22 protein-coding genes are annotated in these 26411 nt (G+C 46.1%); all 22 read right to left on the bottom strand.

The features are described 5' to 3' along the window. Nucleotides 1-26: 26 nt before the first annotated feature. A complete protein-coding gene (locus tag MKY01_RS11730) occupies nt 27-257 on the bottom strand; it encodes a YlzJ-like family protein (protein ID WP_339286440.1) in 231 nt (76 codons plus the stop codon). Then, nucleotides 254-1027 (bottom strand): ATP-dependent Clp protease proteolytic subunit, encoded by a 774-nt coding sequence (locus tag MKY01_RS11725; RefSeq protein WP_282321899.1) that lies wholly within the window; start codon nt 1025-1027, stop codon nt 254-256. Before MKY01_RS11725 ends, MKY01_RS11730 begins: the two co-directional genes overlap by 4 nt. A 221-nt stretch (nt 1028-1248) precedes the next feature. Continuing rightward, the gene (locus MKY01_RS11720) at nt 1249-2928 is read right to left on the bottom strand and encodes a ribonuclease J (RefSeq protein WP_036609284.1); all 1680 of its coding nucleotides are present in this window, start codon (nt 2926-2928) and stop codon (nt 1249-1251) included. A gap of 476 nt (nt 2929-3404) precedes the next feature. Next, nucleotides 3405-4283 carry a 4-hydroxy-tetrahydrodipicolinate synthase gene (dapA, locus tag MKY01_RS11715; protein ID WP_036670403.1) on the bottom strand — a complete coding sequence of 293 codons (879 nt, stop codon included), beginning with the start codon at nt 4281-4283 and terminating at the stop codon, nt 3405-3407. Between the two features lie 47 nt (nt 4284-4330). After that, the gene (gene dapG, locus MKY01_RS11710) at nt 4331-5548 is read right to left on the bottom strand and encodes an aspartate kinase (protein ID WP_017689129.1); all 1218 of its coding nucleotides are present in this window, start codon (nt 5546-5548) and stop codon (nt 4331-4333) included. A gap of 377 nt (nt 5549-5925) precedes the next feature. Beyond that, on the bottom strand, nt 5926-6522 hold the full coding sequence (locus MKY01_RS11705; RefSeq protein ID WP_062833836.1) for a dipicolinate synthase subunit B: 597 nt from the start codon (nt 6520-6522) through the stop codon (nt 5926-5928). Continuing rightward, nucleotides 6519-7418, bottom strand: coding sequence for a dipicolinate synthase subunit DpsA (gene dpsA, locus MKY01_RS11700; RefSeq protein ID WP_127543745.1), 900 nt, complete (start codon nt 7416-7418; stop codon nt 6519-6521). Before dpsA ends, MKY01_RS11705 begins: the two co-directional genes overlap by 4 nt. A 156-nt stretch (nt 7419-7574) precedes the next feature. Next, nucleotides 7575-8021, bottom strand: a complete 447-nt coding sequence (gene dut / locus MKY01_RS11695; RefSeq protein ID WP_017689132.1) for a dUTP diphosphatase — start codon at nt 8019-8021, stop codon at nt 7575-7577. Beyond that, on the bottom strand, nt 7981-9264 hold the full coding sequence (locus tag MKY01_RS11690; protein WP_036670399.1) for a pitrilysin family protein: 1284 nt from the start codon (nt 9262-9264) through the stop codon (nt 7981-7983). Before MKY01_RS11690 ends, dut begins: the two co-directional genes overlap by 41 nt. Before the next feature lie 99 nt (nt 9265-9363). Continuing rightward, nucleotides 9364-10359, bottom strand: coding sequence for a polysaccharide deacetylase family protein (locus MKY01_RS11685; protein ID WP_127543747.1), 996 nt, complete (start codon nt 10357-10359; stop codon nt 9364-9366). 175 nt (nt 10360-10534) lie between these two features. Next, nucleotides 10535-12637 carry a polyribonucleotide nucleotidyltransferase gene (gene pnp / locus MKY01_RS11680; protein WP_101313440.1) on the bottom strand — a complete coding sequence of 701 codons (2103 nt, stop codon included), beginning with the start codon at nt 12635-12637 and terminating at the stop codon, nt 10535-10537. Between the two features lie 259 nt (nt 12638-12896). Next, entirely contained in the window at nt 12897-13166 is a 270-nt protein-coding gene (gene rpsO / locus MKY01_RS11675) for a 30S ribosomal protein S15 (protein WP_036609297.1), read from the bottom strand. Between the two features lie 159 nt (nt 13167-13325). Further along, the gene (locus MKY01_RS11670; RefSeq protein ID WP_339287143.1) at nt 13326-14252 is read right to left on the bottom strand and encodes a bifunctional riboflavin kinase/FAD synthetase; all 927 of its coding nucleotides are present in this window, start codon (nt 14250-14252) and stop codon (nt 13326-13328) included. An 82-nt stretch (nt 14253-14334) separates the two neighbouring features. Then, nucleotides 14335-15258 carry a tRNA pseudouridine(55) synthase TruB gene (gene truB, locus MKY01_RS11665; RefSeq protein WP_076249803.1) on the bottom strand — a complete coding sequence of 308 codons (924 nt, stop codon included), beginning with the start codon at nt 15256-15258 and terminating at the stop codon, nt 14335-14337. Beyond that, nucleotides 15252-16229 carry a bifunctional oligoribonuclease/PAP phosphatase NrnA gene (locus tag MKY01_RS11660; RefSeq protein WP_339286439.1) on the bottom strand — a complete coding sequence of 326 codons (978 nt, stop codon included), beginning with the start codon at nt 16227-16229 and terminating at the stop codon, nt 15252-15254. The genes truB and MKY01_RS11660 overlap by 7 nt, the downstream gene beginning before the upstream one ends. Before the next feature lie 19 nt (nt 16230-16248). Continuing rightward, nucleotides 16249-16608 carry a 30S ribosome-binding factor RbfA gene (rbfA, locus tag MKY01_RS11655; protein ID WP_017689140.1) on the bottom strand — a complete coding sequence of 120 codons (360 nt, stop codon included), beginning with the start codon at nt 16606-16608 and terminating at the stop codon, nt 16249-16251. Nucleotides 16609-16633: 25 nt separating this feature from the next. Then, entirely contained in the window at nt 16634-19219 is a 2586-nt protein-coding gene (infB, locus tag MKY01_RS11650; protein WP_339286438.1) for a translation initiation factor IF-2, read from the bottom strand. Then, nucleotides 19212-19541, bottom strand: a complete 330-nt coding sequence (locus MKY01_RS11645) for a ribosomal L7Ae/L30e/S12e/Gadd45 family protein (RefSeq protein WP_017689142.1) — start codon at nt 19539-19541, stop codon at nt 19212-19214. The genes infB and MKY01_RS11645 overlap by 8 nt, the downstream gene beginning before the upstream one ends. Beyond that, nucleotides 19534-19839, bottom strand: a complete 306-nt coding sequence (locus MKY01_RS11640; RefSeq protein WP_036609307.1) for a YlxR family protein — start codon at nt 19837-19839, stop codon at nt 19534-19536. Before MKY01_RS11640 ends, MKY01_RS11645 begins: the two co-directional genes overlap by 8 nt. Before the next feature lie 25 nt (nt 19840-19864). Continuing rightward, nucleotides 19865-20962 carry a transcription termination factor NusA gene (gene nusA / locus MKY01_RS11635; protein ID WP_036609309.1) on the bottom strand — a complete coding sequence of 366 codons (1098 nt, stop codon included), beginning with the start codon at nt 20960-20962 and terminating at the stop codon, nt 19865-19867. Between the two features lie 123 nt (nt 20963-21085). Then, the gene (rimP, locus tag MKY01_RS11630; RefSeq protein WP_047842499.1) at nt 21086-21547 is read right to left on the bottom strand and encodes a ribosome maturation factor RimP; all 462 of its coding nucleotides are present in this window, start codon (nt 21545-21547) and stop codon (nt 21086-21088) included. A 255-nt stretch (nt 21548-21802) separates the two neighbouring features. Next, entirely contained in the window at nt 21803-26122 is a 4320-nt protein-coding gene (locus MKY01_RS11625) for a PolC-type DNA polymerase III (protein ID WP_339286437.1), read from the bottom strand. Between the last annotated feature and the right edge of the window lie 289 nt (nt 26123-26411).

Genomic DNA, 26411 nt, shown 5'->3' with positions numbered 1-26411 from the left:
TGCTCAATTTGTCTGAATTCGTCGCGTTATGCTGATCCCAAGTTACCCGAAAGAGGAATGGTCGAACCGGGCATATTGGCAGGATTGAGATAGGCTTCAAGTGGACAATCCAGCAAACGAACAATAACGGCTTCATTCTCATTAACAGGTCTCACCTGCATTAACAAACCATTCATTTTGATCTCCCTCGTATCTTCGCCCTCTTTCCACATTCCCGACCAGAGTTGTTCAGGAGGCATCACGGTATATAGTGTCATTGGGTATAACCTCCCGCCTGCAGGGTCTGTCTCTTGTCTCCTATGAGCTGATTTAACTGAGCAATAGCCTGTCCAATCCCGCCCACTGCATCCATTAATCCATGTTTCACTGCATCTGCGCTTCCTACAGCTGTACCAATATCCCGATTCAACTCACCGGTCTTAAACATCAGTTCTTTGAACATCTCTTCAGAGATATTCGAATGAGAAGTCACGAACCGAACAACCCGCTCCTGCATTTTCTCCATATACTCAAACGTTTGAGGTACACCAATGACAAGGCCGTTCATCCGAATCGGATGGATCGTCATCGTTGCACTTCCCGCAATCAGGGAATATGTTGAAGCTACAGCAATCGGTACTCCAATGCTATGCCCGCCTCCAATGACCACAGTAACCGTAGGTTTGCTTAGGGAAGCAATCATCTCTGCAATGGCTAGACCCGCCTCTACATCCCCACCTACCGTGTTCAAAATGATCAGTATACCTTCAATACGCTGATTTTGTTCTGCAGCCACCAGCTGTGGAATGATATGCTCATACTTTGTTGTTTTATTTTGTGGCGGCAAAATCAAATGCCCTTCGACCTGTCCAATAATGGTCATACAGAAAATATTCGATTCACCTGCAGGCGACTGAGTCTGCCCAAATTGCTGAATAGTCTCTGTCACGGGAGAGATGGCCTTTTCCTCCTGAATCGGAATTTCCGGCGCTTCAACTTCCGGTTGATTGGATCTTGATGCCTGCTTGCCATTCATACGTTCATTCATTTCAATAATCCCCTTCTCCAGAAACATTTAATGTATTTCCTTAGTATGGGGATTTTTCCAACCTCCTTATACCCGCTAGCATCAAATTGCTTCACGTATTGACTTATTGCAGATCTTCCTGAAAACGCAAAAAAAGCCCCTTCTCTACGAGGAACCGTCCAATATTACTCGTAGAGAAGGGGCGACTGTGTGCCTGAATATATGTTTTTGTTTAGCTTATTTTAAACTTCCATAATGATTGGCAAAATCATCGGTCTACGACGAGTTTGCTCATACAGGAAGCGTCCCAGTGCATCTTTAACATTTGTTTTGAGTGAAGCCCACTCGTTAACGTTCTCACTCATCAATTTCTGCAATGTGCTGCTAACGATCCGGTTGGCCTCATCCAATAGTCCTTCCGATTCACGTACATACACAAATCCGCGAGAGATGATGTCAGGACCGGAAACAATTTTTCCATCCTGTTTGCTCAGTGTTACCACAACAACAAGGATACCATCTTGTGACAACAATTTGCGGTCACGAAGTACAATGTTACCCACATCGCCTACACCCAAGCCATCGATCAACACATTACCTGCAGTAACTTTACCTGCTCTACGTGCTGCTCCACCTTGAATTTCAATCACTTCACCGATATCCGTGATGAAAATGTTCTCAGGTTCTACCCCTACAGATTCAGCAAGAACCGCGTGGCGACGCTGCATACGGAATTCACCGTGAATCGGCAAGAAGAATTTCGGTTTCATCAGGTTGAGCATCAGTTTCAGCTCTTCCTGGCTACCGTGACCAGATACGTGGACGCCACTGTTAGCACCGCTGTAATGCACGTTAGCGCCCAGACGGAACAGTTCATCAATCGTACGGCCTACATATTTTTCATTACCTGGAACCGGTGTTGCTGCGATAATGACGGTGTCACCTGGCAGGATGTCCACTTTACGGTGTGTGGAACGAGCCATACGTGTCAGTGCTGACATTGGCTCTCCTTGACTTCCTGTGCAGAGAATCACGACACGATCAGCTGCCATCTTGCCTACTTCTTCAGGCTCAATGATCATGCCATCCGGAATCTCAAGATAACCCAGTTCTGAAGCAATACCAACCACGTTCACCATGCTGCGTCCGATAACTGCAACTTTACGTCCAGTCACTTCTGCTGCATTGATCACCTGTTGGATACGGTGTACGTTGGAAGCAAATGTCGCCACAACAACACGTTGACTTGCTTTACGGAAGATATCTTCCAGCACGATACCCACATTTTTCTCCGAGGGTGTGAATCCAGGTTTCTCAGCGTTTGTACTATCGGACAACAGCGCTAACACGCCATTTGTTCCGATCTGTGCCATACGCTGAAGATCTGCATATTGACCATTGACTGGAGTATGGTCGAATTTGAAGTCACCTGTGTGAACAACTGCACCTTCCGGTGTTTCGACACATACACCAACAGAATCCGGAATACTATGGTTGGTAGCGAAGAACGATGCTTTCAGAACAGATCCAAGTTGGATCTCGGAATCAGCATCAATCAGAATACGTTTTGTATCACCCAGCAAATTCGCTTCTTTCAACTTGTTTTCTACAAGTCCAAGCGTAAGTCTTGTTCCGTATACAGGAACATTCAGATGTTTGAGAACATATGGCAGACCACCAATGTGATCCTCATGTCCGTGAGTAAGGATGATTCCTCTTACTTTGTCACGGTTCTCAGTCAGGTAAGAAATGTCAGGGATGACAATATCAATACCAAGCATATCTTCTTCCGGGAATTTAAGACCAGCATCTACGACTACAATGTCGTTGGCGTATTGGATGACGTACATGTTTTTACCAATCTCGCCTACGCCGCCCAAAGCAAAAATCATCAGTTTATCGTTATTATTTTTCTTAGACAAATGAATCTAAACCTCCTATGGTAGTTGGACGTCGTACCTTATTATTTATTGTAAGTTAAGAAAAGTAGTCCATACATCACATACCCACCTATCGGGATGAATGCAAAAGAACACCTTTATTCACGATATTTGGAAGAAGTTCTTCGAAGTTATTCCCTTTGACCAACAAGTTGGAGTTGAAATTCCCTCTTAGCCGTTCCTTCCTTTTTCACCGCAAAGCTACACCACGAAGCGATGTCGCTTTCAATTTCAAAAAAATACCGCACCCAGTCACTTGACATCATTATACATGATTAAAAACAAAAAAAACAAGTCACTCTCTCGTTAACCTGTAGGTTTCCCCTTAGCAGTGGAAAAGAAACCTCACATTACTCGTAAAAAAAAGAACCGCAGCCTCTAGGAAGAGGAGCGGTTCTTTTGCTGATCTGAAGGATATTTCCATGATTAATAAAATAGTCCATATACAACCAAAATGATTACAAATTAAGCAAACCTTTGATATAAACCTGCTCCTCTTCCGTTGGGGGAATAAGGGGCAACCGTACGGAACCAACGTCTAGACCACGCAATGTCAGCGCATATTTCACCGCTACGGGGTTTGGTAGAGGCTGTGGACACTCAAACAGGCCTTTGAACACCGGGAACAACTGCTGATGAATCTGAGCAGCCTGAAGAGGTGCTCCGCCATAGAAGGCGTCAATCATTTTCTTCATTTCTGCCCCTACGACATGACTGGCCACGCTGACAATTCCATGTGCTCCAACCGCAATCGCTGGTAAGCCTGAAGCATCATCACCGGAATAAACTCTGAAATTTTCTGGAGCACTTGCTGCAATCAGCGTAACCTGCTCCATAGACGCACATTCCTTCGTAGCGACGATGTTAGGAATCTGTGCAAGACGAAGCGTTGTCTCTGCTGACAGGCTGGTTACTGTACGCCCAGGCACGTTGTAAAGCATAATTGGCAGCTTGGTGGAGCCTGCAATCGCTTCAAAATGTTTGAACAAACCTTCTTGGCTAGGTTTATTGTAATACGGAACAACCAACAAAATGCCATCCACTCCGGCACGTTCAGCTTCCTGTGTCAAATGGATGGAATGTGCCGTGTTATTGCTTCCCGTTCCGGCTATAATTTTGCACCGACCGGCCGCATGTTTCACTGCAAATTCGAATAATTGAACTTTCTCAGTATCACTAAGTGTTGGAGACTCCCCTGTTGTTCCAGAAACCACAAGCGTCTCCGACTTTTGATCTACAATCAGATAGTCGATTAGCCGTGCCGTTTCCTCCCAATGAATCTCTCCTTGTTCATTGAACGGAGTGACCATTGCTGTAATCAATCTTCCAAAGTCCAATTCGATTCCTCCTTCAAAACAGGTTTGGCTCCTCTAACTTCAGTTATTTACAAATGAAGTTCGAATGAGGCGTGAAGTGCCCTCAGGGCCTGAACCATATCTTCTTTTTTTACGAGTACCCAGATCGTTGTATTCGAATCTGCCGATTGCAGGATCTGAATGTCTGCCAGTGTCAAGGACTCCACGATTCGAGCCATGATTCCAGGTACACCATTAATGCCTCCGCCAATGACGGACACTTTGGCACAACCGGACAGACTTTGTGGCTTGAGACCTATCTCCTGCAATACCTGTATGGCTTTCTCGGAATCACTGTCAAATACCGTATAGACAACTCCCGAGGGGGTAACATTAATAAAATCAACGCTGATTGAATTCTCAGCCATGGTTTTGAACACTTTTAGTTGCAATCGATCTGCACCACCAGGCACATCCACCGTAATTTGCGTTACATTGCTCACGTAGGCGATGCCTGTTACATAACGGTCAACAATGCCTGTCTGCACATCCTGGAATCCTTCCGGATGCGTAACCAGCGTTCCTTCCGTGTCTGCAAAAGTAGATCTTACCCGCACTGGAATCTGGGATTGCATCGCAATCTCAACTGCTCGTGGATGGATTACCTTGGCCCCGTGGTGGGCCATGTTACAGATCTCTGCATAACTCACGACAGTCAGTGGACGTGCATCCTCAACAATTCGCGGATCAGCGGTGAGTATCCCGTTCACATCTGTGTATATATCCACCATTTCAGCACGTAATGCTGCACCGAGAGCTGTAGCAGACGTATCGCTTCCCCCACGACCCAGTGTCGTGAAGTCTCCGTTCTCTGTTTGCCCCTGGAATCCGGTTACAACAACGACACGGCCAAGCTGAAGCTGCTCCAACACACGAACAGGACGGACATCCAATATCCGGGCATTCCCGAAATTGTCGTCCGTCACAAAACCTGCTTGTGCACCGGTCAGCACTGTAGTTGGAATGCCTTCATGTTCGAGTAAACTGCTCAACGTTGTCGCCGATATGATTTCACCACAGCACAGCAGTAAATCCTTTTCGCGTGCGGATAGTGCGTTTCCGTTCTGTGCAGCCCAGTCCAGCAACGTATCGGTCGCATATGGCTCGCCGCGGCGCCCCATCGCAGACACAACGATGACCAGACTCAATCCTGCTTCAAGTTCACGTTTAACATGACGGAGCACATGCTCTCTCGCCTGAACAGTGGAGAGAGACGTGCCTCCGAATTTCTGTACCATGATACGCATCTTTATTCCTCCATTTGTGTACGCAAGAAGACTGGACACGGGTCAAATCAACAAATGGATCACTCTAGGGAGCGTTCTGATGCGATAATTTCAGCATTTTATACGGCATTCCATGCCGCTCCTTATTTTTTGTAATTGTCTGGGACAATTGCAAATCAAAGGTCGCGGTTGTTATCGAGGTCATGATGCATACATTCACAATAGACCTCTCCCGCTTGCTTAACCTGTACTGCCCGCAAGCAGGAATGCCTTATAGACAGGAACGTGGACATAGTAGCTGTTCAATCCAGCATATTGTCCCCCATGATTTTCTTTGTCTCTCGAACCCTTCTTCATTTCTCCAAGCGCATAAACGTTGTCACTAAATCATTGTTCCATCAAGCCTGTGAAGAACGCTCCACAATCATCGGCTGCAACTGTTTGCCCTCAAGAGCACTCCAGCAAGCCTCTGGAATCAATTCCATTTTGGCGACTAACGAGTTTGGTTTTTTCACTGGATCGTCCTGCCCAAATGGCACAAAATACAAGTATTTAGCCACGAGCAATTTGGCGATATTCGCAGCATTCAAGCCCAGACCGTCATTCGTGGAAATCGCGAGCACAAGTGGACGCTGATTGCGCATCTGCGCTTTGGCTGCCATTAGCACTGGACTGTCGGTCATCGCATTAGCCAGCTTGCTTGTTGTATTCCCTGTGCATGGAGCAATAACCAGCACATCAAGCAGCTTGGAAGGCCCTAATGGCTCCGCCTCAACAATTGTAGAAATGATATCATTACCTGTTATATCTTTCAACTGTTTTTGCCAATTTTGCGCCGTACCAAAGCGTGTATCCGTCGTCAGAACCGAATTCGAAATAATAGGAATGACGTTGGCACCTTCAGCTACGAAGCGGCTAATTACCGGCATAACCTCTTCAAACGTACAATGAGAACCCGTAATTGCATAACCTACCGTTTTTCCCTGCCAGTTCATGATTTAACCTCCCGTGCGTTCTGTTCTTCCAAAAGCAAACGGATCAACGCGTCGGCAATAATGCCGCCAGCCGTTTTGGGAGCAACAATGCCGGGGAGGCCTGGCGCAAGTAGCGCTTTAATACCGCGTTTGTCGGCATACCTGAAATCACAGCCGCCAGGAGCGGATGCGAGGTCGATAATGACAGCCTTTTGCGGCATTCTGGACAGGATTTGTGCTGTGATTATCATAGTCGGTATCGTATTAAAAAGCAAGTCAACTTCCCCGGTCTGAGCGGCCAAATCCGTTGTCATGAAAGGCTTCCAGCCCATTATTGTAGCGCGGGCAACATCCTCTTCCCGCCTGATTCCCACCCGTACATTTGCTCCAAGTCCCTGCAGTGTTTTGGCCATTGTGAATCCTGTTCGACCAATGCCAAGCACAATGCATTCCGAACCATGGATTGTGAAGTCCGTCTCCCGAATAGCTATGGCGATGGCTCCCTCAGCTGTTGGAATAGAGTTATAAAGTGCAATATCATCACGATCAAGTACTTCAACAAGTCGCAGCCCATTTTCAAGACAAAGTTCGCGCAAGAACGGCTTTGCCATACCTGTGAACACGATACAATGCTCTGGTAATGCTGCAATATGTTCCTTTTTCAAATAGATCGGTGTGTCACTGAATGAAGTACTTACTTTTCCCTGCTCATCGCAACCGACAACAGGCAGTACGAGTACATCTGCGGAAGCAAACACTTCATCCTCCAGTTCCTGGTGCTCGATCCCTGGAATGGAACGCTCTATTTTATCGAAACCCACCACACTTACCGTTGCATCCAGCTCAGCGCACTTTTGAATGACTTCAAGCTGCCGCGCATCACCGCCCAGGACTACAATCCGGACTCCGGTCAGCATCGGGACGTCACTCCTTTCACCACATGTATGCCTTATCGTATGCAGGGGCCCACAGGGGGGTGAAAACAATAATTGCATTCCACCGTCCGTTTCTCAAATGTAAAAAAGAGCCGCCCCTGTCAGGGACGACTCTAAAGAATAGTATATTTACGCTGCTTATTTCCCGGTATGACCGAATCCGCCTTCGCCACGTACCGTTTCCGAAAGTTCATTCACTTCCGTCAATTCAACCGCAGGCACGGTCTGGAAGACGATCTGTGCGATGCGCTCTCCCCGTACAATCGTGAACGGTTCCTGACCCAGATTAATCAACAGAACTTTAACTTCTCCGCGATAATCTGCATCAATGGTCCCCGGTGTGTTGAGGCAAGTAATACCATGTTTGAAAGCCAGTCCGCTCCGAGGACGGATCTGCGCTTCCAATCCAGCTGGCATTGCCATCGCAAGTCCAGTAGGAATCAGCGTACGCTGACCCGGCTGCAATACAACATCTTCCTGAAGTGCAGCTACTACATCAAAGCCGGATGCCAGCTCCGACATTTTTTGAGGCAGTTTAATATCTTCATTGCCCGGCAGTTTCTGTATTTGAACGTAATGCAACAAAATCATCCCTTCTCAATCCAGCGATCGTCTTATCTGAAGCGCCAACCATAGCAAGTGCAAAAGGTTCAGCAAACATCAGATCTAGTACCGCGTTAATATCGTCCATGGTAACTTGCTCAATTTTGGCAATCATCTCATCCAGTGTATGGTGTCTGCCCAGCATGAGCTCATTTTTACCCAGACGATTCATGCGACTGCCTGTGCTTTCCAAGCTCAGAATCAAGCTACCCTTCAGCTGTTCTTTTCCTTTACGAAGTTCATCTTCGGACAAGCCGTTAACAGCCAGGTCTCGCAGAACCTCTTTGGTCAGATCGAGCACTTCTTTGGTCTGTTTCGGTGCTGTACCTGCGTATATCGTGAAAAGTCCGCTGTCCGCATGAGAGCTATGATAGGAATACACGGAGTATGCAAGACCCCGTTTCTCACGAATTTCCTGGAACAGCCTGGAGCTCATGCCTCCACCAATGGCGTTATTCAGAACAACCATAGCGAATTGCAACGGATCTCCGATTTTACAGCCCGGGAACGAGATACAGATATGATTCTGTTCCGTTTTCTTTTTGTGAAAGAGCTGTCCGCTTTGGAAGGCTGGCATCGTGACTGCTTCCGATACTCCATTTACATCAAAAGCACCAAAATGCTTCTCCATCAGATCGATTACACTGTCATCAATATTACCCGCGATACTAATGACCGTGTTCTCAATCGTGTAGTGCTCCTTCATATATGCACGCAGATGGCTGGAATCCATCGCTTTGAGACGTTCTTCCGTACCCAGGATCGGGTATGCGAGTGGATGCTCACCATAGGCGGCCAAGGCCATCAGATCATGAACCATATCATCAGGCGTATCTTCATACATCGAGATTTCTTCCAGAATGACGTTTTTCTCCTTGATCAATTCACCATCATCCATTTTGGAGCGGAAAAACATATCAGACAATACATCAACCGCAATCGGCAAATGTTCATCCAATACTTTAGCATAATAACACGTGTATTCTTTGGAAGTGAATGCATTCACGTTACCGCCAATCGCATCGAACTGCTCCGCAATCGCCTTGGCATCATAACGATCGGTTCCCTTGAACAACATGTGTTCAATAAAATGTGATACTCCGTTACTTGCAGGTTGCTCATTACGCGAACCTGTCTTGACCCATATTCCGAAAGACACAGAACGGCAGGTCGGTATCTGTTCCATGACAACTCTGAGGCCATTGCCCAGCTGAATTTTTTTCATGGTTGGCCCTCCTACATCTCTATAATTGCCTTGATCTCAATCTTAAAATTGAAATCGACATTTGGTTCCAACTGTTTGATATTAACAAAAAAACAACGTTCACTCAACCGCAGACGTATTTACACGTTCCGAAGACAGCGTCTCACTTACTGTTCCGAGCACCAAACCTTTGGCCCGTATGGATTGAATCATGCCCTTTAAAGCTCCCGAAGAAGCAGCTGTAGGGTGCATTAAAATTAACGTTCCAGCCTCGGTATTTTTTGCAATTTTGGCAACAACGGCATCCGGGCTTGGCTTACGCCAATCCACAGTATCTACTGTCCATAACACGGTGTGCAGTCCCATGGATGAAGCAATGTCAACGGTCTTCTGATTAAAATCACCGGAAGGCGGAGCAAACCAACGATTCTCTACGCCCAATGTTTTATGGAGCAGATCCTGGGTTTTGCTAATTTCCAGCTTGGCCCGTTCTGCGCTCAATCGACTCATATTAGGGTGAGAATATGCATGGTTGGACATCTCATGCCCACGCTTCTGAATTTCTTTGGCCAGTTCAACATTTTTGCTTAACCAACTTCCATCCAGAAAAAAAGTAGCTTTCACTTTCTCGGCATCGAGCGTATCCAGCATCGGTTTGATGTATTCGTTCCCCCAGGCCACATTAATCATAAAAGAAACCATCGGTTTGTTTGCATTCCCCCGATAGATCGGATGTGCACCCAAATCCTTAAGCTGGATCTCCGGCTCAATCTGACGGTAGACATAAGCTATTTTGGTATTCAACGTTCCACTCAGCGCCTTACGGTATGTCGCTTCCACATCAATCTCCATGCCATTATAACCAGGAATCGCTTTCCATACCCGATCCACTCTGGCATTTACCGGAGCAATTTTCGTTTCAGCCGCTTTATCCCGAATCGCAGACAACAGCGCATCTTCTCCAGTTGCCTCCTTAAACATGTCAAAAGCATTTTGCGTACCTGGCCCATCACGGATCTCCGTAATGTATGTACGTACACTGCCAACTTGTCCGATCAATATGACCGCAGTCACACCCGCTAGAACAGCCGCCAGCTTTTTGGATTGGTTTCCCACAGCTCCATCCTCCCGCCGTCTTTGTCCCCATCATATGAGGACAAGGGCAAAAATATGAATGCTAAGCCATGATTTCATCCTTGCTTTACGTATTTAAACGTTAAAAAAAGAGCCAGAAATTCACATTCTGTCTCTTCATTCAATCTATCCATTTATAACTTGTCGCTTCGGTATACTAGGATTGAGCCGGAGCTTCAGCAGTCAAAACTGCTTTACGGGACAAGTTGATTCGACCTTGTGGGTCAATTTCCGTTACTTTTACCGTAATGGAATCACCGATAGCTACAACATCTTCCACTTTGGCAACACGTTCAGTTGACAGTTGCGAGATGTGTACCAGACCTTCTTTGTTCGGAAGTACTTCAACAAATGCACCGAATTTTTCTACGCGTTTTACTTTGCCGACATAAATCTCGCCGACCAATACTTCGCGCACAATACCTTCGATGATCGCTTTGGCTTTATCATTCATCTCCTGGTTGGAAGAAGCGATAAAGACACGTCCATCCTGTTCAATATCAATTTTAACACCGGTTTCTTCGATGATTTTATTGATGATTTTACCACCTGCACCGATAACATCACGGATTTTGTCCGGATTGATATGCATCGTTGTAATTTTAGGCGCATATTGTGATAACTGCTCACGTGGAGTTTTCAAAATTTCGTTCATTTTGCCCAAAATGTGCATACGGCCTTCTTTGGCTTGCGCCAATGCATCAGACAAAATTTGACGATTAATACCAGCAATTTTGATGTCCATTTGGATTGCAGTTACACCTTCAGGTGTTCCAGCTACTTTAAAGTCCATGTCACCGAGGTGATCCTCCATACCTTGAATATCACTCAGAATGGATACATGATCTCCATCTTTGATCAGACCCATAGCTACACCCGCAACTGGAGCTTTGATTGGTACACCTGCATCCATCATAGCTAAAGTGCTGGCACAGATACTTGCCTGAGATGATGAACCGTTGGATTCCAGAACTTCAGATACCAAACGAATCGTGTATGGGAAATCCGTTTCGGAAGGAATTACTTTGGAAAGCGCGCGCTCACCCAGAGCACCATGTCCGATTTCGCGACGGCCTGGAGCACGTAATGGACGAGCTTCACCTACGCTGAATGGTGGGAAGTTATAGTGATGCATGAATCGTTTCGTTTCTTCAAGACTGATTCCGTCCAAAATCTGAACATCACCCAGTGCACCCAGTGTACAAACGCTAAGTGCTTGCGTTTGACCGCGCGTAAACAGTCCTGTACCATGTGCACGTGGCAACAGAGATGTATCACATTCAATTGGGCGAATTTCAGCAAGTCCACGTCCATCTGGACGAACTTTATCATGCGTGATCAGACGACGCACTTCTTCTTTGACGATATCGTGCAGAACTTCCTTCACGTCTTTGAACAATTCCGGACTTTCAATATATTTCTCTTCAAAGTGAGCAACGGTTTCGTCATTCACTACATCGATTGCATCTTGACGAGCATGTTTCTCGGCGATTTTAACCGCTTCGACCAGACGAGCGCTGGCGAATTCACGCACGCTGCTGTTAACTTCAGTATTAACGGTACGCAACTTAACAGCCATTTTTTCTTTTCCAGCAACTTGCACAAGTTGTTCGATTACAGCAATAATATTTTGGATCTCATCATGTCCAAACATGATTGCTTCGAGCATCACTTCTTCCGGCACTTCGTTTGCTTCGGCCTCAACCATCATGATGGCATCTTTGGTTCCTGCAACGACCAGTTCAATATCACTGACTTCAAGCTGTGCAATCGTTGGGTTAATGATGAACTCGCCATCAATACGTCCCACTTTCACGCCACCAATCGGTCCGCTGAATGGAACATCCGAAATGCTCAATGCTGCCGATGTACCAATCATTGCAGCGATTTGCGGTTCGCAATCCTGATCCACACTCATAACGATATTCAAAACTTGTACATCATTCCGGAAGCCTTCCGGGAACAAAGGACGAATTGGACGGTCTGTCAGACGGCTTGAAAGAATGGCTTTCTCACTCGGTCTGCCTTCACGTTTAATAAATCCTCCCGGGATTTTACCTACGGCGTACAATCTTTCTTCATAGTTCACCGTTAATGGGAAAAAGTCCAGATCTTTCGGCTCACTTGATGCTGTCACGGTACACAATACCACGGTATCCCCGTATGTTACCTTAACGGCAGCATTAGCCTGCTTGGCCAAACGCCCGGTCTCAAGCGTAAGTTTTCTTCCACCAAGCTGCATTTCAACACGCTGTTCCATGAAACCCCTCCTTTTATTCGTTCCTAATTCAATGGATTCTGCATATTCACAGTATTTCCTGCTTGTCCTGCATTCATTAGCTATGTATAGAACTTTCAACATGCTAACCTGCACAACAAAAGCTCCTCACGGAGCCCCATCTACAAATATATGGCAACATGTTCATCTACAAAACAACCCGGCTGTAAGTTCCGCTTGTCCTTTTAGACAAAAGAATGACGGATAACAGCCAGGTTGATTTTGAAAACATGTACGATAATTAACGACGCAATCCGAGTTTTTCGATCAGTGCGCTGTAACGTTTAACATCTTTGTTTTTCACATAAGCCAAAAGCTTACGACGTTGACCTACCATTTTCAAAAGTCCACGACGTGAGTGGTGGTCTTTCTTATGCGTACGCAAGTGGTTTGTCAAACTTGTGATGTTTTCCGTAAGGATAGCAACTTGCACCTCTGGAGATCCTGTATCGGACTCGTGAGTTTTGTGCTCGTCGATCAGTTGTTGTTTACGTTCTTGAGTCAATGCCATCCTGTTCACCTCCTTCAATATAATCGCCATTAGCCTCGTCACCGCCGGTGAGAGCAAGCAACCAAGCCAAGGTTAATGTTGCCTCAATCGACAACGTAGTACAGTATATCATAATTGCCTAGTTAAAGTAAATGTAAACATGCATTTAATCCTGAACCTTTAAGATAACAGGCGGCCGGCAGTTAATGCATCTTCACGAATCTGGCTAATCAATGCCTCAATGGAGTCAAACTTTCGTTCTGCACGAATATAGTGAACGAGCTCAACCTTTAGTTCCTGGTCATACAAGTGTCCATCAAAATCAAGCAGGTGCACTTCAAACGTAGGTTTCATCCCACTTTCGTGAAACGTAGGTTTCACACCGAGATTCATTACGCCATGCAGTTCCTGTTCGCCATACTGCACACGAACAGCGTAAACACCCTTCGACGGGGTAACGTAATGATCCGTGAGTTCAAGGTTGGCTGTAGGAAATCCAATCGTTCGTCCACGCTTCTCCCCGTGAATGACGGTTCCTCTGATGCTGTAAGGTCGGCCAAGCCACTGACTGGCCTCATCCATCTCCCCACGCTTCAACAGGCCACGAATGAGAGAACTGCTCACTTTTTCACCATTCAACAAGAAAGGAGGAACGGTTTCCACCGTCATCTCTCCTTCTCCCAAAGTACGAAGAAGTTGTTCATCCCCTGCACCCTTGTGACCAAAACGGAAGTCAAAACCCACCACCGCTGTTCGTGTCTGAAGAGGAATCAACAAGTCGTGTACGAATTGTTGCGGCGTCAACCGTGAGAAATCTTCATTGAACTCCACCACATAGAGTACATCAACGCCCATTCCTGCCAAGATCTCTTCTTTATCTCTAAAGGGAGTTAAATAACCCTCGTAATCCCCTTTGCGCATAACTTCCTTCGGATGTGGATGAAAGGTCATGACCGCTGCCTGCATGCCCGTTTCCCGCGCAATGCGGACAGCTGATAAAATGACACTTGCATGTCCGAGATGCAGTCCGTCGAATTGACCAATCGCAAGCACTTGGGGCAGTGTGCTCAGCTCAGTCGAATGTAACGTCTGCGGATAGGTTAGCATTACGGTTTTCACAATCATTCACCTGCATTTCACTAGATAGGCCAAGCTAGAGCATCACCACAACTCCAAGCCCGAAACCTCTTTATTCCGGCAAAAAGACTTTAACTGCCCTCACCGTTGGTTTTAGTTCATCCCGCTCAAATATCCCCAGAAACGTACCATCCTGAGCATACAACCGCAATAGACCAGGTTGCTCCACAGGCGGTTCCAGAAGACGCGCAGACAGTTTCTGACCTTGCAGTGCTCCTTTGGTCAGTTCTTCTCCAACCTTATGGGCCGGAATTGAAGCAATAGCCTCGTCAACAGGAATCAACGCCTCCGCCAAAGTCCCGTCAGCCATAAGTTGTTCCACTTCTTCAATTCGAAGACAACGATCTGCAGAGATACCTGCCGATATCGTACGCTCCAGTTGAACCATGGTTGATGGATATCCAAGTTGCCGGCCAATGTCTACACACAATGTCCGAATATAAGTACCTTTTGAACATAAGGCCCGGAAGGATATATCGGTGGTCTCACCCTGAGTCTCAATCCCTGTAAGTTCGAGCTCATAGATTGTGACCTCACGGCTCTTACGCTCTACCGTCTTACCTTCACGAGCAAGTTCATAAAGACGTTTGCCGTCTACCTTTACCGCAGAATACATGGGTGGTACCTGAGAGATCGTGCCCAGGAACTGCTCAAGCACCTGTTGAACCTGTTCCTGTGTTACTTCCACAGTCGTTTCAGCCCGCTCAATAACTTCCCCTGTCATATCCTCTGTATCAGTAGACAGTCCCAATCTGAGCGTAGCCAGATACTCCTTCGGAAGCTCCTGCATATACTCCACCACACGTGTCGCCCGTCCAAGACAGAGCGGCAGAACGCCTGTAACTTGTGGGTCAAGTGTGCCCGTATGCCCAATGCGTTTCATTTTGAGAATGCGACGCATTTTGGCTACAACATCATGAGAAGTAAATCCCGCCGGTTTATATACCGGAAGTACACCTTCAAATGGCTTTACCATTGTGAATTCACCTGCTTCAGTACTTTTGCGACAATATCATCAAGTCTGCCTTCCAGACGACATCCGGCTGCGAGCACATGCCCGCCTCCGCCAAAGGTCTGTGCTAGTGCAGCAACATCAATCTTACCAGCTGAACGCAAAGAAACCTTGACTGCATTCTCGTTGATGACTTTGAAAAAGATACCAACTTCCACGCCCTGAATGTTGCGCGGATAGTTCACTACCCCTTCAAGATCTTCATTAGCTGCTCCACAAGCCACCATATCATCTGGTGTAATAACAACCCAGGCTATCTTTCCATCATCTGTCATCTGCAGGCTTGATAGTGCCTGATTCAAAATCCGAACTTGCGGAAGAGTCACCTGTTCCAACAAGGTCTGGGCGAGATAGGGTCCATCCACGCCATGTTCAAGCAGTCTGGAGGCCGTTGTCATAACATTTGGGCTGGTGTTGGCATAGCGGAATCCACCTGTATCGGTAAGCAATCCTGTATAAACTGCCGTCGCAACATCTTGATCCCATGTTACTTGGAACAGGTTAAGAAAATCGAACAAGATTTCAGCCGTAGCAGCAGCATCTGACTTAATGATGTTGACTGTACCATAACCGTCATTTGTAGGGTGATGATCAATATTCAAGATAACAGCATCATCTTCGAAATAATGACGTGTCAAACCTACTCTGGCAAAGTCTGCACAATCCACACAGATAACAGCTTTATATTTTCGCTGCGGTGGTTGTTCGGTCATGTTCACAATGTTGCCTGCTTCCCACAAAAATTGCATGCGCCCGGGGATTTCACCTTCATTAATCATCGTGAATGTCTTACCCAGACATGACAGCAGCCAGCCCACCGTTACCGTCGAGCTGACTGCGTCACCGTCCGGCTGTACATGCGACACGACCAGGTAATCATCATGCTCCAGCAGAAATTGCTTTCCGGCCTGGAGCGCCTGTTCATAAGTGTGCATTGCCGTCTCCTCTATTCTGTTACTGGGATTCGTTCTTGTCGGAACCAATATCGCCAAGCAGCTTCTCAATTCGGCTGCCATAAGCGATGGATTCGTCAATCTTAAATATCAACTCGGGAACATGCCGGAACCGGATACGTTTGCCCAGCTCCGAACGCAAAAATCCATTTGCTTTTGCCAGAGCTTTCAGCGTGTTATCTTTTTGTTCCTGTTCACCGAAGACACTCAGATAAACTTTGGCTTGCGACAAATCTCCTGTCACTTCGACTCCCGTTACCGTAATAAAGCCGATACGTGGATCTTTCAGTTCAGACTGGATGAGCAGACTTATTTCTTTCTTGATCTGCTCGCCCACTCTACCTGTACGAATCTTAGCCATTGTTGTTCACCTCATGCTTCCTTGCTTATCGTTGTACTGTCTCCATAATGAAAGCTTCGATAACGTCGCCTTCTTTGAGATCATTATATTTATCAAGTGTGATACCGCACTCGTAACCTTGTGCTACTTCTTTGGCATCATCTTTATAACGTTTCAGGGAATCCAGCTTACCTTCGTAAAGGACAATGCCATCACGAATCAGGCGTGCTTCCGCAGAACGCGTAATTTTACCCGAGGTAACCATACAACCAGCGATGGTACCCACTTTACTGATGGAGAACGTGCTCCGAACTTCAGCATGACCGATAACTTTTTCTTTGTAGATCGGATCAAGCATACCTTTCATCGCTTGTTCAATTTCTTCAATAACACTGTAGATCACACGATGCAGACGAATGTCTACTTGCTCTTGATCTGCAGTTGATTTCGCCTGGTTATCAGGACGAACGTTGAAACCGATCACGATAGCATTGGATGCTGCAGCTAAAATGATGTCGGATTCTGTGATTGCACCAGCGCCGCTATGAATGATTTTCACGCGTACACCTTCAACTTCGATCTTCGCAAGGGAACCTTTCAATGCTTCAACCGAACCTTGTACATCACCTTTGATGATTACGTTCAGATCTTTGATCTCACCATCTTTGATGTGCTGGAACAGATCATCCAACGTCACACGAGTATGCGTACCCAGATCGGATTCACGTTGCGTGATCGAACGTTTGTCAGCGATGGAACGCGCTTTGCGCTCATCTTCAAACACCATGAATGGATCTCCCGCACCTGGAACTTCAGTCAGACCTGTGATTTCTACAGGTGTTGAAGGTCCAGCTTCTTTCAATTTGCGACCTTTGTCATTGACCATCGCACGAACACGACCGAAGCAGTTACCTGCAACGAAAGCATCGCCGACTTTCAATGTACCGTGCTGTACGAGGATACGTGCAACTGGGCCACGTCCTTTATCCAGCTCGGCTTCAATCACTGTACCACGGGCACGTTTGTCCGGGTTCGCTTTGTATTCGTTCACTTCTGCAACGAGCAGAATCATTTCAAGCAGACCTTCCAGACCCATTCTTTGTTTCGCTGACACGTTAACAAAGATGGTATCTCCGCCCCACTCTTCAGGAACGAGTTCATAGCTGGTTAGTTCTTGTTTCACTTTGTCTGGATCAGCGCCCGGCTTGTCAATTTTGTTGACAGCCACGATGATTGGTAGCCCGGCAGCTTTGGCATGGTTAATCGCCTCAATGGTCTGTGGCATAACACCGTCATCCGCAGCTACGACAATAATCGTCATATCCGTAACTTGTGCGCCACGTGCACGCATCGCTGTAAACGCTTCGTGACCCGGAGTATCCAGGAACGTGATCTTTTTGTTGTTAATTTCAACTTGATATGCACCGATATGTTGCGTGATTCCGCCGGCTTCGCCATCGGATACATTCGTGGAACGAATCGCATCCAGCAAAGTAGTTTTACCATGGTCAACGTGACCCATGATCGTAACTACTGGTGGACGAGCCTGCAAGTCAGCAGCATCATCATTCTCTTCCAGTGTTTCGAAACGGTCATCTTCAAGCACAATCTTCACTTCAACCTCAACACCGAATTCACCTGAAAGCAGAAGGATCGTTTCGATATCAAGCTCTTGGTTGATTGTTGCCATAACACCCATAGCGATGAGCTTTTTGATAACTTCAGAAGCATCCTTATGGAGCAACTTCGCTGTTTCACCAACGGTCATATCACCACGAACGATGATTTTCTTAGGTGTGTTATCAATTTTCTCACGTTGTTGGTACTGTTGTTGATTTCTGTTGCGGTTGTTCTTGCCACCACGGTTACCACGGAAGTTGCCGCCACGGTTGTCATCATAACGACGTCCACCGCCACCGCTGTTCGAACGGTTACCACTATTGTTGTTGCTACCAGTAGTACCACCTGGGCCGCTTCTACGTTGGCCTTGTCCTTGGCTCTGACCTTGACCACCGCTACGGTTGCCAGCAGTACCTGTATTACCACCGCTGTTAGGGCCTGAAGTTCTTACTTGACCGCCACCGCTGTTATTCGGACGTTGTCCCGTACCTTGCGGACGGGATGCAGTACTGCTTTGTCCACTTTGAGCTGGTTTTGGACGGTTACTTGATTGTCCCCCTTGGCTTGAGCCTTGGGAAGAGTTCGTTCTGTTGCGACTGTCTTGGCCGCTGGGTCTTTGAGTGCCATTGTTATTGTTGGAATTTGGTCTATTGTTCATACCTACCTGCTTTTCCTGTTGTATTTTTGTTTGTACGGGACTACCGGATGGGTTGTTGCTAATCGGCGTGTTCACTCCGCCGGCCGGTTTGTTGCTGTCCACTGGTTTGTCACTGCGCACCGCCGAAGTAGCAACAGGTTTTGCATCGTTGCCTTGTTTGGAAGCCGCAGTGGATTTTATATCTTTAAAAAATTGTTCCACCTTACCGACTGAACCATTCTCCATGACACTCATATGATTGTTTACGGGAATTTCCAGTTTTTTAAGAATGGTTATAATTTCTTTACTACTCATATTAAGGGATTTCGCATATTCATAAACCCGCAATTTATCCTTGTTTTCCTGTTTACTCAATATACTCCACCTCCGACATTATACCGACTTGCTTGGAGATCATTTTTGCAAACCCTCGATCCGTTACTGCAAGAACAACACGCGTGTCTTTACCGATACTTGAACCCAGACTATCCCGGTCAAATCCGATCAACAGAGGAACCTTATAAGTTCCGCATTTATCGCGAAATTTCTTTTGTGTATTGGCTGAGGCGTCACCCGCAACAATAACCATTTTAGCTTCGGAAGAACGGATCGCTTTAAGTACAATTTCTTCACCTGTTACAAGTTTACCTGCACGCATAGAGAGTCCCAAATAAGACAGCGTTTTAATATTAGTCATGTTCACGCTCCTGTGCTGCTATGAATTCATCCTCAACCGCGATGAAGTCAGCTGCTAATTGCTCGTAAATTTCAGGTGAGACTTTGCCTTTTAACGCCCGATCCAAAGCCCGGTTTTTGAGTGCGAGCTTAAAACAGGACTCTTTGCCGCATAAATAGGCACCACGTCCGGATTTTTTGCCAGTCAAATCGATCAGCACTTCATCCTCTGGCGTTTTAACAATGCGAATCAGCTGCTTTTTGGGCATCATTTCTTGGCATGCCACACATTTGCGCAGCGGCACTTTTTTTGGTTTCATACGTCAGCGCCCCCCGTACTTTACTTTAGTCGACGGAGACGGAATCCTGATGCATTTCAGAAGAAGAATCTTTTTCTCTGCCGAATTCCTGTTCCGCCTGGCTCTCGCTCTTAATGTCGATTTTCCAGCCGGTTAATTTGGCTGCCAATCTGGCATTTTGGCCTTTGATACCAATTGCGAGCGACAGTTGATAGTCCGGAACGATAACCCGAGCCATCTTTTCTTCCTCAAATACATGAACTTCCAATACTTTGGAAGGACTCAGTGCATTAGCAACATATTCGTCTACCTGATCGGAGAAACGAACGATGTCGATTTTTTCACCGCGCAGCTCACCCACAATGGTCTGCACGCGCATCCCCCTAGGACCTACACAAGATCCAACTGGATCAACTTCCTCGTTGCGGGAGTGAACGGCAATCTTGGAGCGGAACCCTGCTTCGCGAGCGACGGAGCGAATTTCAACTACACCGTCAAAGATCTCAGGCACTTCCAGTTCAAAGAGACGTTTCAAGAGGCCCGGATGGGTACGGGACAAAATGATTTGCGGCCCTTTCGTCGTATTCTCGACCTTGGTGATATACGCCTTAATACGGTCACCATGAACAAACTTCTCGTTCGGCATCAATTCGGTAAGCGGTAAAGCCGCTTCGATTTTGCCCAGATCGATGTAGATATTGCGCAAATCCTGACGCTGCACCACTCCCGTAACGATATCTTCTTCCTTATCTACGAAAGCGTTGTAGATCAGGCCGCGTTCGGCTTCACGAATCCGCTGGGTCACTACCTGTTTGGCAGTTTGTGCCGCGATACGTCCGAAATCACGCGGCGTAACTTCAATCTCCGCAATATCTTCCAGCTGGAAGTGTGGGTTGATTTCTCGTGCAGCAGGCAATGAAATTTCGGTACGTGAATCCAGGACTTCTTCCACGATCAATTTACGGGCATACACCCGAATAACTCCCGTATTACGGTTCATGTCAACACGCACATTCTGGGCCGTGTTGAAATTCCGCTTGTAGCTGGAAATTAGTGCAGCCTCGATCGCTTCAAACAGCACATCCTTGCTGATCCCTTTTTCCCGTTCCAATTCATTCATTGCTTCAATAAAATCCGTACTCATGAATGTTGATCCCCCTTTCAAACATGGCATCTCATACGTAAAACGGCGAAAGGCTCTGGACTAATGAGCACCTTGCCGTTATCGTGAGATGTGTCTTTTTCATTAATAAAGTGAACAAGGCACTTAAAACAAAATAGCTAGGCGCGCACTGGCAACCTTATCATAAGAAATGGCATGCTGTTTTTTGCCTGCTTCGATCACGAGTTCCTCGTCATCAAAGGAAAGCAGCTTGCCTTCAAATTCCTTCAATCCGTTCACCGGCTCGTAGGTTGTAACAAAAACATTTTTGCCTACAGCTTTGGTAACGTCCTCAGGTTTTTTCAGTGGACGCTCCGCACCGGGAGAAGACACTTCAAGGAAATAGATGGTTGGAATCGGATCGTTCTCATCCAGCTTGGCGCTCAGCTTTTCGCTGATCAAGACACAATCGTCGATGTCGATGCCACCCTCTTTGTCGACATACACCCGTAAAAACCAGTTGCTGCCTTCTTTGACGTATTCGATGTCAACCAGCTCGAAGCCTTGTTCGTTCAAGTAGGGTTGGATCATTTCTTCCACGGTAGATTTAATGTTCGTTGTGCTCAAAACCAATAACCTCCAACTTAGGTTACACCAGCAAAAAAGCACTGGCAGATTATTCAATACCCAAGATTCTTGTATACCAAAGACTAAAGAGTGGGTTTCCCCACTCTTTAGAAATTCGTACTATCTCGTTCACTTCAAAAATTATAACATAGTCTGGTAATAGTGACAAGTAAGCGATGCTTCAGGCAATTTACTTACTAATGAAGGAAAAATTACGTTCCCCAACAATCGCTATGGTTAGATCCAAATTCAATCCTAGAAAAGGGAAAGCTGATTGCTCTCTGGCAAGCCACGGAAACATCCCATATTCGACAGGAGTTCAACAATGGTCTTACTTGCTTTCGACTTCTGCTGGAAGTCTTCCACCGACAGGAATTCACCATGATCTCTTGCCGCAGCGATATTGCGAGCAGCATTATCCCCGATTCCTGCCAAAGCTGAAAATGGAGGGATTAGTGTTTTTCCGTCAACGATGAACTTTGTCGCTTCCGAACGGTATAAGTCAATGGATTTCAGCGAGAATCCGCGTGCTGCCATTTCCAGACCCATTTCCAGAACAGGTAACATGTTTTTCTCTTTTGGAGGTGCCTGGAAACCTAATTGCTCAATTTCCGTAATTTTGCGATAGATCGCGTCATATCCCTGACACATCAGTTCGATATCAATCTCATCAGCCCGAACGGTAAAGTAAGTTGCGTAATATTCAATCGGATGATACAGCTTGAAGAACGCCGTACGTACTGCCGAAATAACATAAGCGGCCGCGTGAGCCTTCGGGAACATGTACTGGATTTTGAGACACGAATCAATGTACCATTGAGGCACTTTACAATTCTTCATCTCGTCAATCCATTCCTGTGGTAGGCCCCGTCCCTTACGAACACTCTCGGTAATCTTAAATGCCAGACTTGCGTCCATTCCCGTTTTATAGATCAGGAATAACATGATATCATCCCGACAACCAATTACCGTCTTAATGTTACACGTTCCGTTCTTAATCAGATCCTGAGCGTTTCCAAGCCATACCCCTGTACCATGGGACAATCCGGAAATCTGCAGTAAATCGGCAAAAGACGTCGGCTGGGATTCAACAAGCATCTGACGTACAAACTTCGTTCCCATCTCTGGCACGCCAAACGTCGCGACTGGCGACCTAATCTGTTCCGGTGTAACACCCAGAGCGTCGGTTGAGTTAAACATGCTCATGACTTTGGGATCATTCATCGGAATGGTCGTTGGATCGACCCCTGTCAAATCCTGTAACATCCGCATCATAGTTGGATCATCGTGCCCCAGAATATCAAGTTTCAGCAAGTTTTCTTCAAAAGCATGATAATCAAAGTGTGTGGTTTTCCACTCCGCATTAACGTCGTCAGCCGGAAACTGAACAGGTGTAACGTCTTCGACTTCGATATAATCAGGTACCACGACAATACCGCCGGGGTGCTGTCCAGTACTCCGTTTCACCCCAGTACAGCCAGAGGCCAAACGATTCAATTCAGCTCCACGCCATTTCTTCTGATGATGTTCCTCGTACTTCTTGGCAAAACCAAATGCTGTTTTCTCAGCCACCGTACCGATGGTCCCCGCACGGAAAACACTCTTCTCACTAAATAGTACTTTCGTATAGTTATGAGCATGTGGCTGATAATCACCAGAGAAGTTCAAGTCAATATCGGGAACTTTATCTCCCTTAAATCCAAGGAAGGTCTCAAACGGAATATCCTGGCCTTCTCCTTTAAGTGTGCCACCACAATCCGGACACTCTTTCTCTGGAAGGTCAAATCCACTCCGAACACTGCCGTCCAGGAACCACTCGCTGTGTTTGCATTCTGAATTCACACAAATATAATGAGCAGGTAGTGGATTAACCTCGGATATACCCAAAAATGTAGCAACAACAGAGGAGCCTACCGATCCCCGCGAACCTACGAGATAACCATCCTGATTCGATTTTTTAACCAAGCGTTCCGAGATCAGATAGTTGGCAGAAAAACCATATTTAATAATTGGAATGAGCTCTTTCTCTAGTCGTGCCACGATTACTTCTGGTAATTCCTCGCCATAGATAGACTTGGCAGTGTCATAGCAGGTATTACGGATTTCTTCGTCCGCACCTTCCAGAATTGGAGTAAACAGTTTGTCCGGGAATAACTTAATTTCCTCAAATCGGTCAGATAACTCCACCGTATTTGTAACAACGACTTCGTAAGCTTTATCTTGGCCCAGGAACTGGAACTCTTCCAGCATTTCCTCTGTCGTTCTGAAATGTGCATCCGGTTTACGTTGATCTTTGAGTGGACTAAAACCTGTAATTCCGTGAATGGTGATATCCCTATATAACTTGTCACGCGGTTCCAAATAGTGCACGTTACCTGTGGCTATAACTGGTTTATTAAATTTTGCGCCTATATCAATGACTTTACGGATCGCTGTTTTGATTTCTTCGGGTGTAGCCACCAACCCTTTATCCACCAAATGCATATACATGGTAAGTGGTTGAATCTCCAGTATGTCATAAAACTCAGCGATCTCTTCCGCTTCTTCGAGCGATTTGTTAAGCACCGCTTCGAAAAACTCCCCTTTTTCACAGCCCGATATAATAACAAGGCCTTCACGCAAATTAATCAGTTTCGATTTGGGAATGCACGGTACCCGCTTGAAATGTTCCGTATGAGAGAGAGATACCAGCTTGTATAGATTTTTCTTACCGACATCATTCAATGCATAGATTCCACAATGGAAAGGTCTTGTATTCGACAAGTCGACACCTACATAATCGTTCAAGCGATCAAGCCTCGTTAAACCTTTCATCTGAGCAGCATCATTTAATAATCCGATCAGTATACCCGCGAGTGCAATCGTATCATCAATGGCACGGTGATGACTTTCAAGTCCAACCTTATATTTATCTGCCATCGTATTCAGACGGTGGTTCTTATTTTTTGGAAATAACAATCGCGCCAGTTCCAACGTGTCAAGGACAGGGTTAGGAAGCTCTGGCATTCCAATTTGCTTCAGGGAAGCCTGGATAAAGCCCATATCAAAACGTGCATTATGCGCAACAAGCACACCATCACCAGCAAACTGCACAAACTCACGAATGACAGGCTCCAGCTCAGGTGCGTCTTTTACCATGTCATCATTAATATTGGTCAACTGCTGAATGTTGTAGGGAATGCGTTCATGCGGATTCACAAACGTTGCAAACCGGTCGATTTCTTTACCATCTTGCATCTTCACTGCTGCAATCTCAATGATTTTGTTCTGTGTTACCGACAAACCTGTGGTCTCGATATCAAATACGATGTATGTTGCTGTTTGGAGATCCAATGGCTGAGGAGCCATTACAACGGCAACAGAGTCATTAACGACATTGGCCTCGAGGCCGTAGATCATTTTAATCCCGTTTTTCTTAGCAGCCTTGGAAGCCTCGGGATATACCTGCACCCCACCATGATCAGTGACTGCAATCGCCTTATGTCCCCACTCTGCTGCCATTTTCACGTATTTGTCGATTGAAGTTACAGCATCCATCGTACTCATCGTAGAGTGCAAATGGAACTCCACCCGCTTCTCTGGTGCATTATCTTTACGAGACGGGGGTGCTTTAACTTCAATCAGGTCCGATGGAATCATGGCCAGTTCAGGAATTTGCATAAACCGGTCATACTCTACACGACCACGCACTTTCACCCATTTACCGTTAGCCAGCAAACTAAGAATTTTAACGTCCTCTTTTGTTTTGGCAAACATCTTCATTTGCATGGAGTCCGTGAAGTCGGTCAGGTAGAAGGTAAACAACGTATTTCCGTTTCGCAGTTCTTTACGATCCAGTCCAAACACCGAACCTTGAAGCGTGACCTTTTTCTCTTCATCCTGGATTTCCTGCATGGGTACTGCAGGTTCCTTGATGTCATAACCCATTTGTAATCGCAGATCACCCTGCTCCTCATCCACCGGGATTTCTGTGTCCACTTCACTCATCATCTTCTCGATGACCTCAAGTTCTTCTACACGTTTTTGGGCTTGGAACTGTTCCATGGCCTCTTTATTGCTTCCCACTTCACCCACTTGCATCTTGATGCGAAGAGGTAGATGAAAGTATTTTTCATAGAATTTCGTAATAGCCTGATCAATCTGTTTCTTACGAGCCAATTCCATCGACGTTGCATCACTCATTGTCAGTTGTAGGAGATCCTCTTCACATTCAAAGGTTGTCCGGTTCATCCAACCATTTACAGATGGAATCTCACGGGTAACCCACTCCAGAAAGAGATTCCAATATTCACTGACGATATCACCATTTTGTACTTGGTCCGTGTATTTGAAGCCAAATGAAATTTTGGCGATATGATTCATTTTCTCTTGGATATGCAGGCAAAATGTGCGATAGATTGGAGCGGGTACCAACGTATCCTTTGCAATCAGAATATTCCAATCCCGATTACTTCGATTGGTCTCTACTTGTTCAATCCATCCATCCAAAAAATAGGGCTCTAACAGACCAGCCGGAAGCTCTGCCTGTTTCATCAACAACTCAAACCGTTTTCTTTTCTCCTCAAATCCGCTCATCGTGTTCCTCCTTGTACCCCCTTAAAGCATGAAAAGCCCCTGCATTCAAAAATGTCACCGATCCGAACTCGCACCGACTCATTTTATCCGACAGAAGCTCTCCATTCATTACTCTTACAGTCCGTACGTGCCATTATATACATTGAACAAAAAGATATTTACACTTACCACTCCGATAACAGAACAACCTTCCGATCGCTGTTACCCCCAGATTTTTTGATTCCCATTTACAAAGGGGAAAATCCGGGGATAAAGGCGCAGTGTATGCTTCCGATGTAGCTTTCTTTCA

It is taken from the genome of Paenibacillus sp. FSL R5-0486 (genome assembly GCF_037975155.1).
Classification (GTDB): domain Bacteria; phylum Bacillota; class Bacilli; order Paenibacillales; family Paenibacillaceae; genus Paenibacillus; species Paenibacillus amylolyticus.
This window is presented reverse-complemented; position numbering and strand designations above follow the sequence as displayed.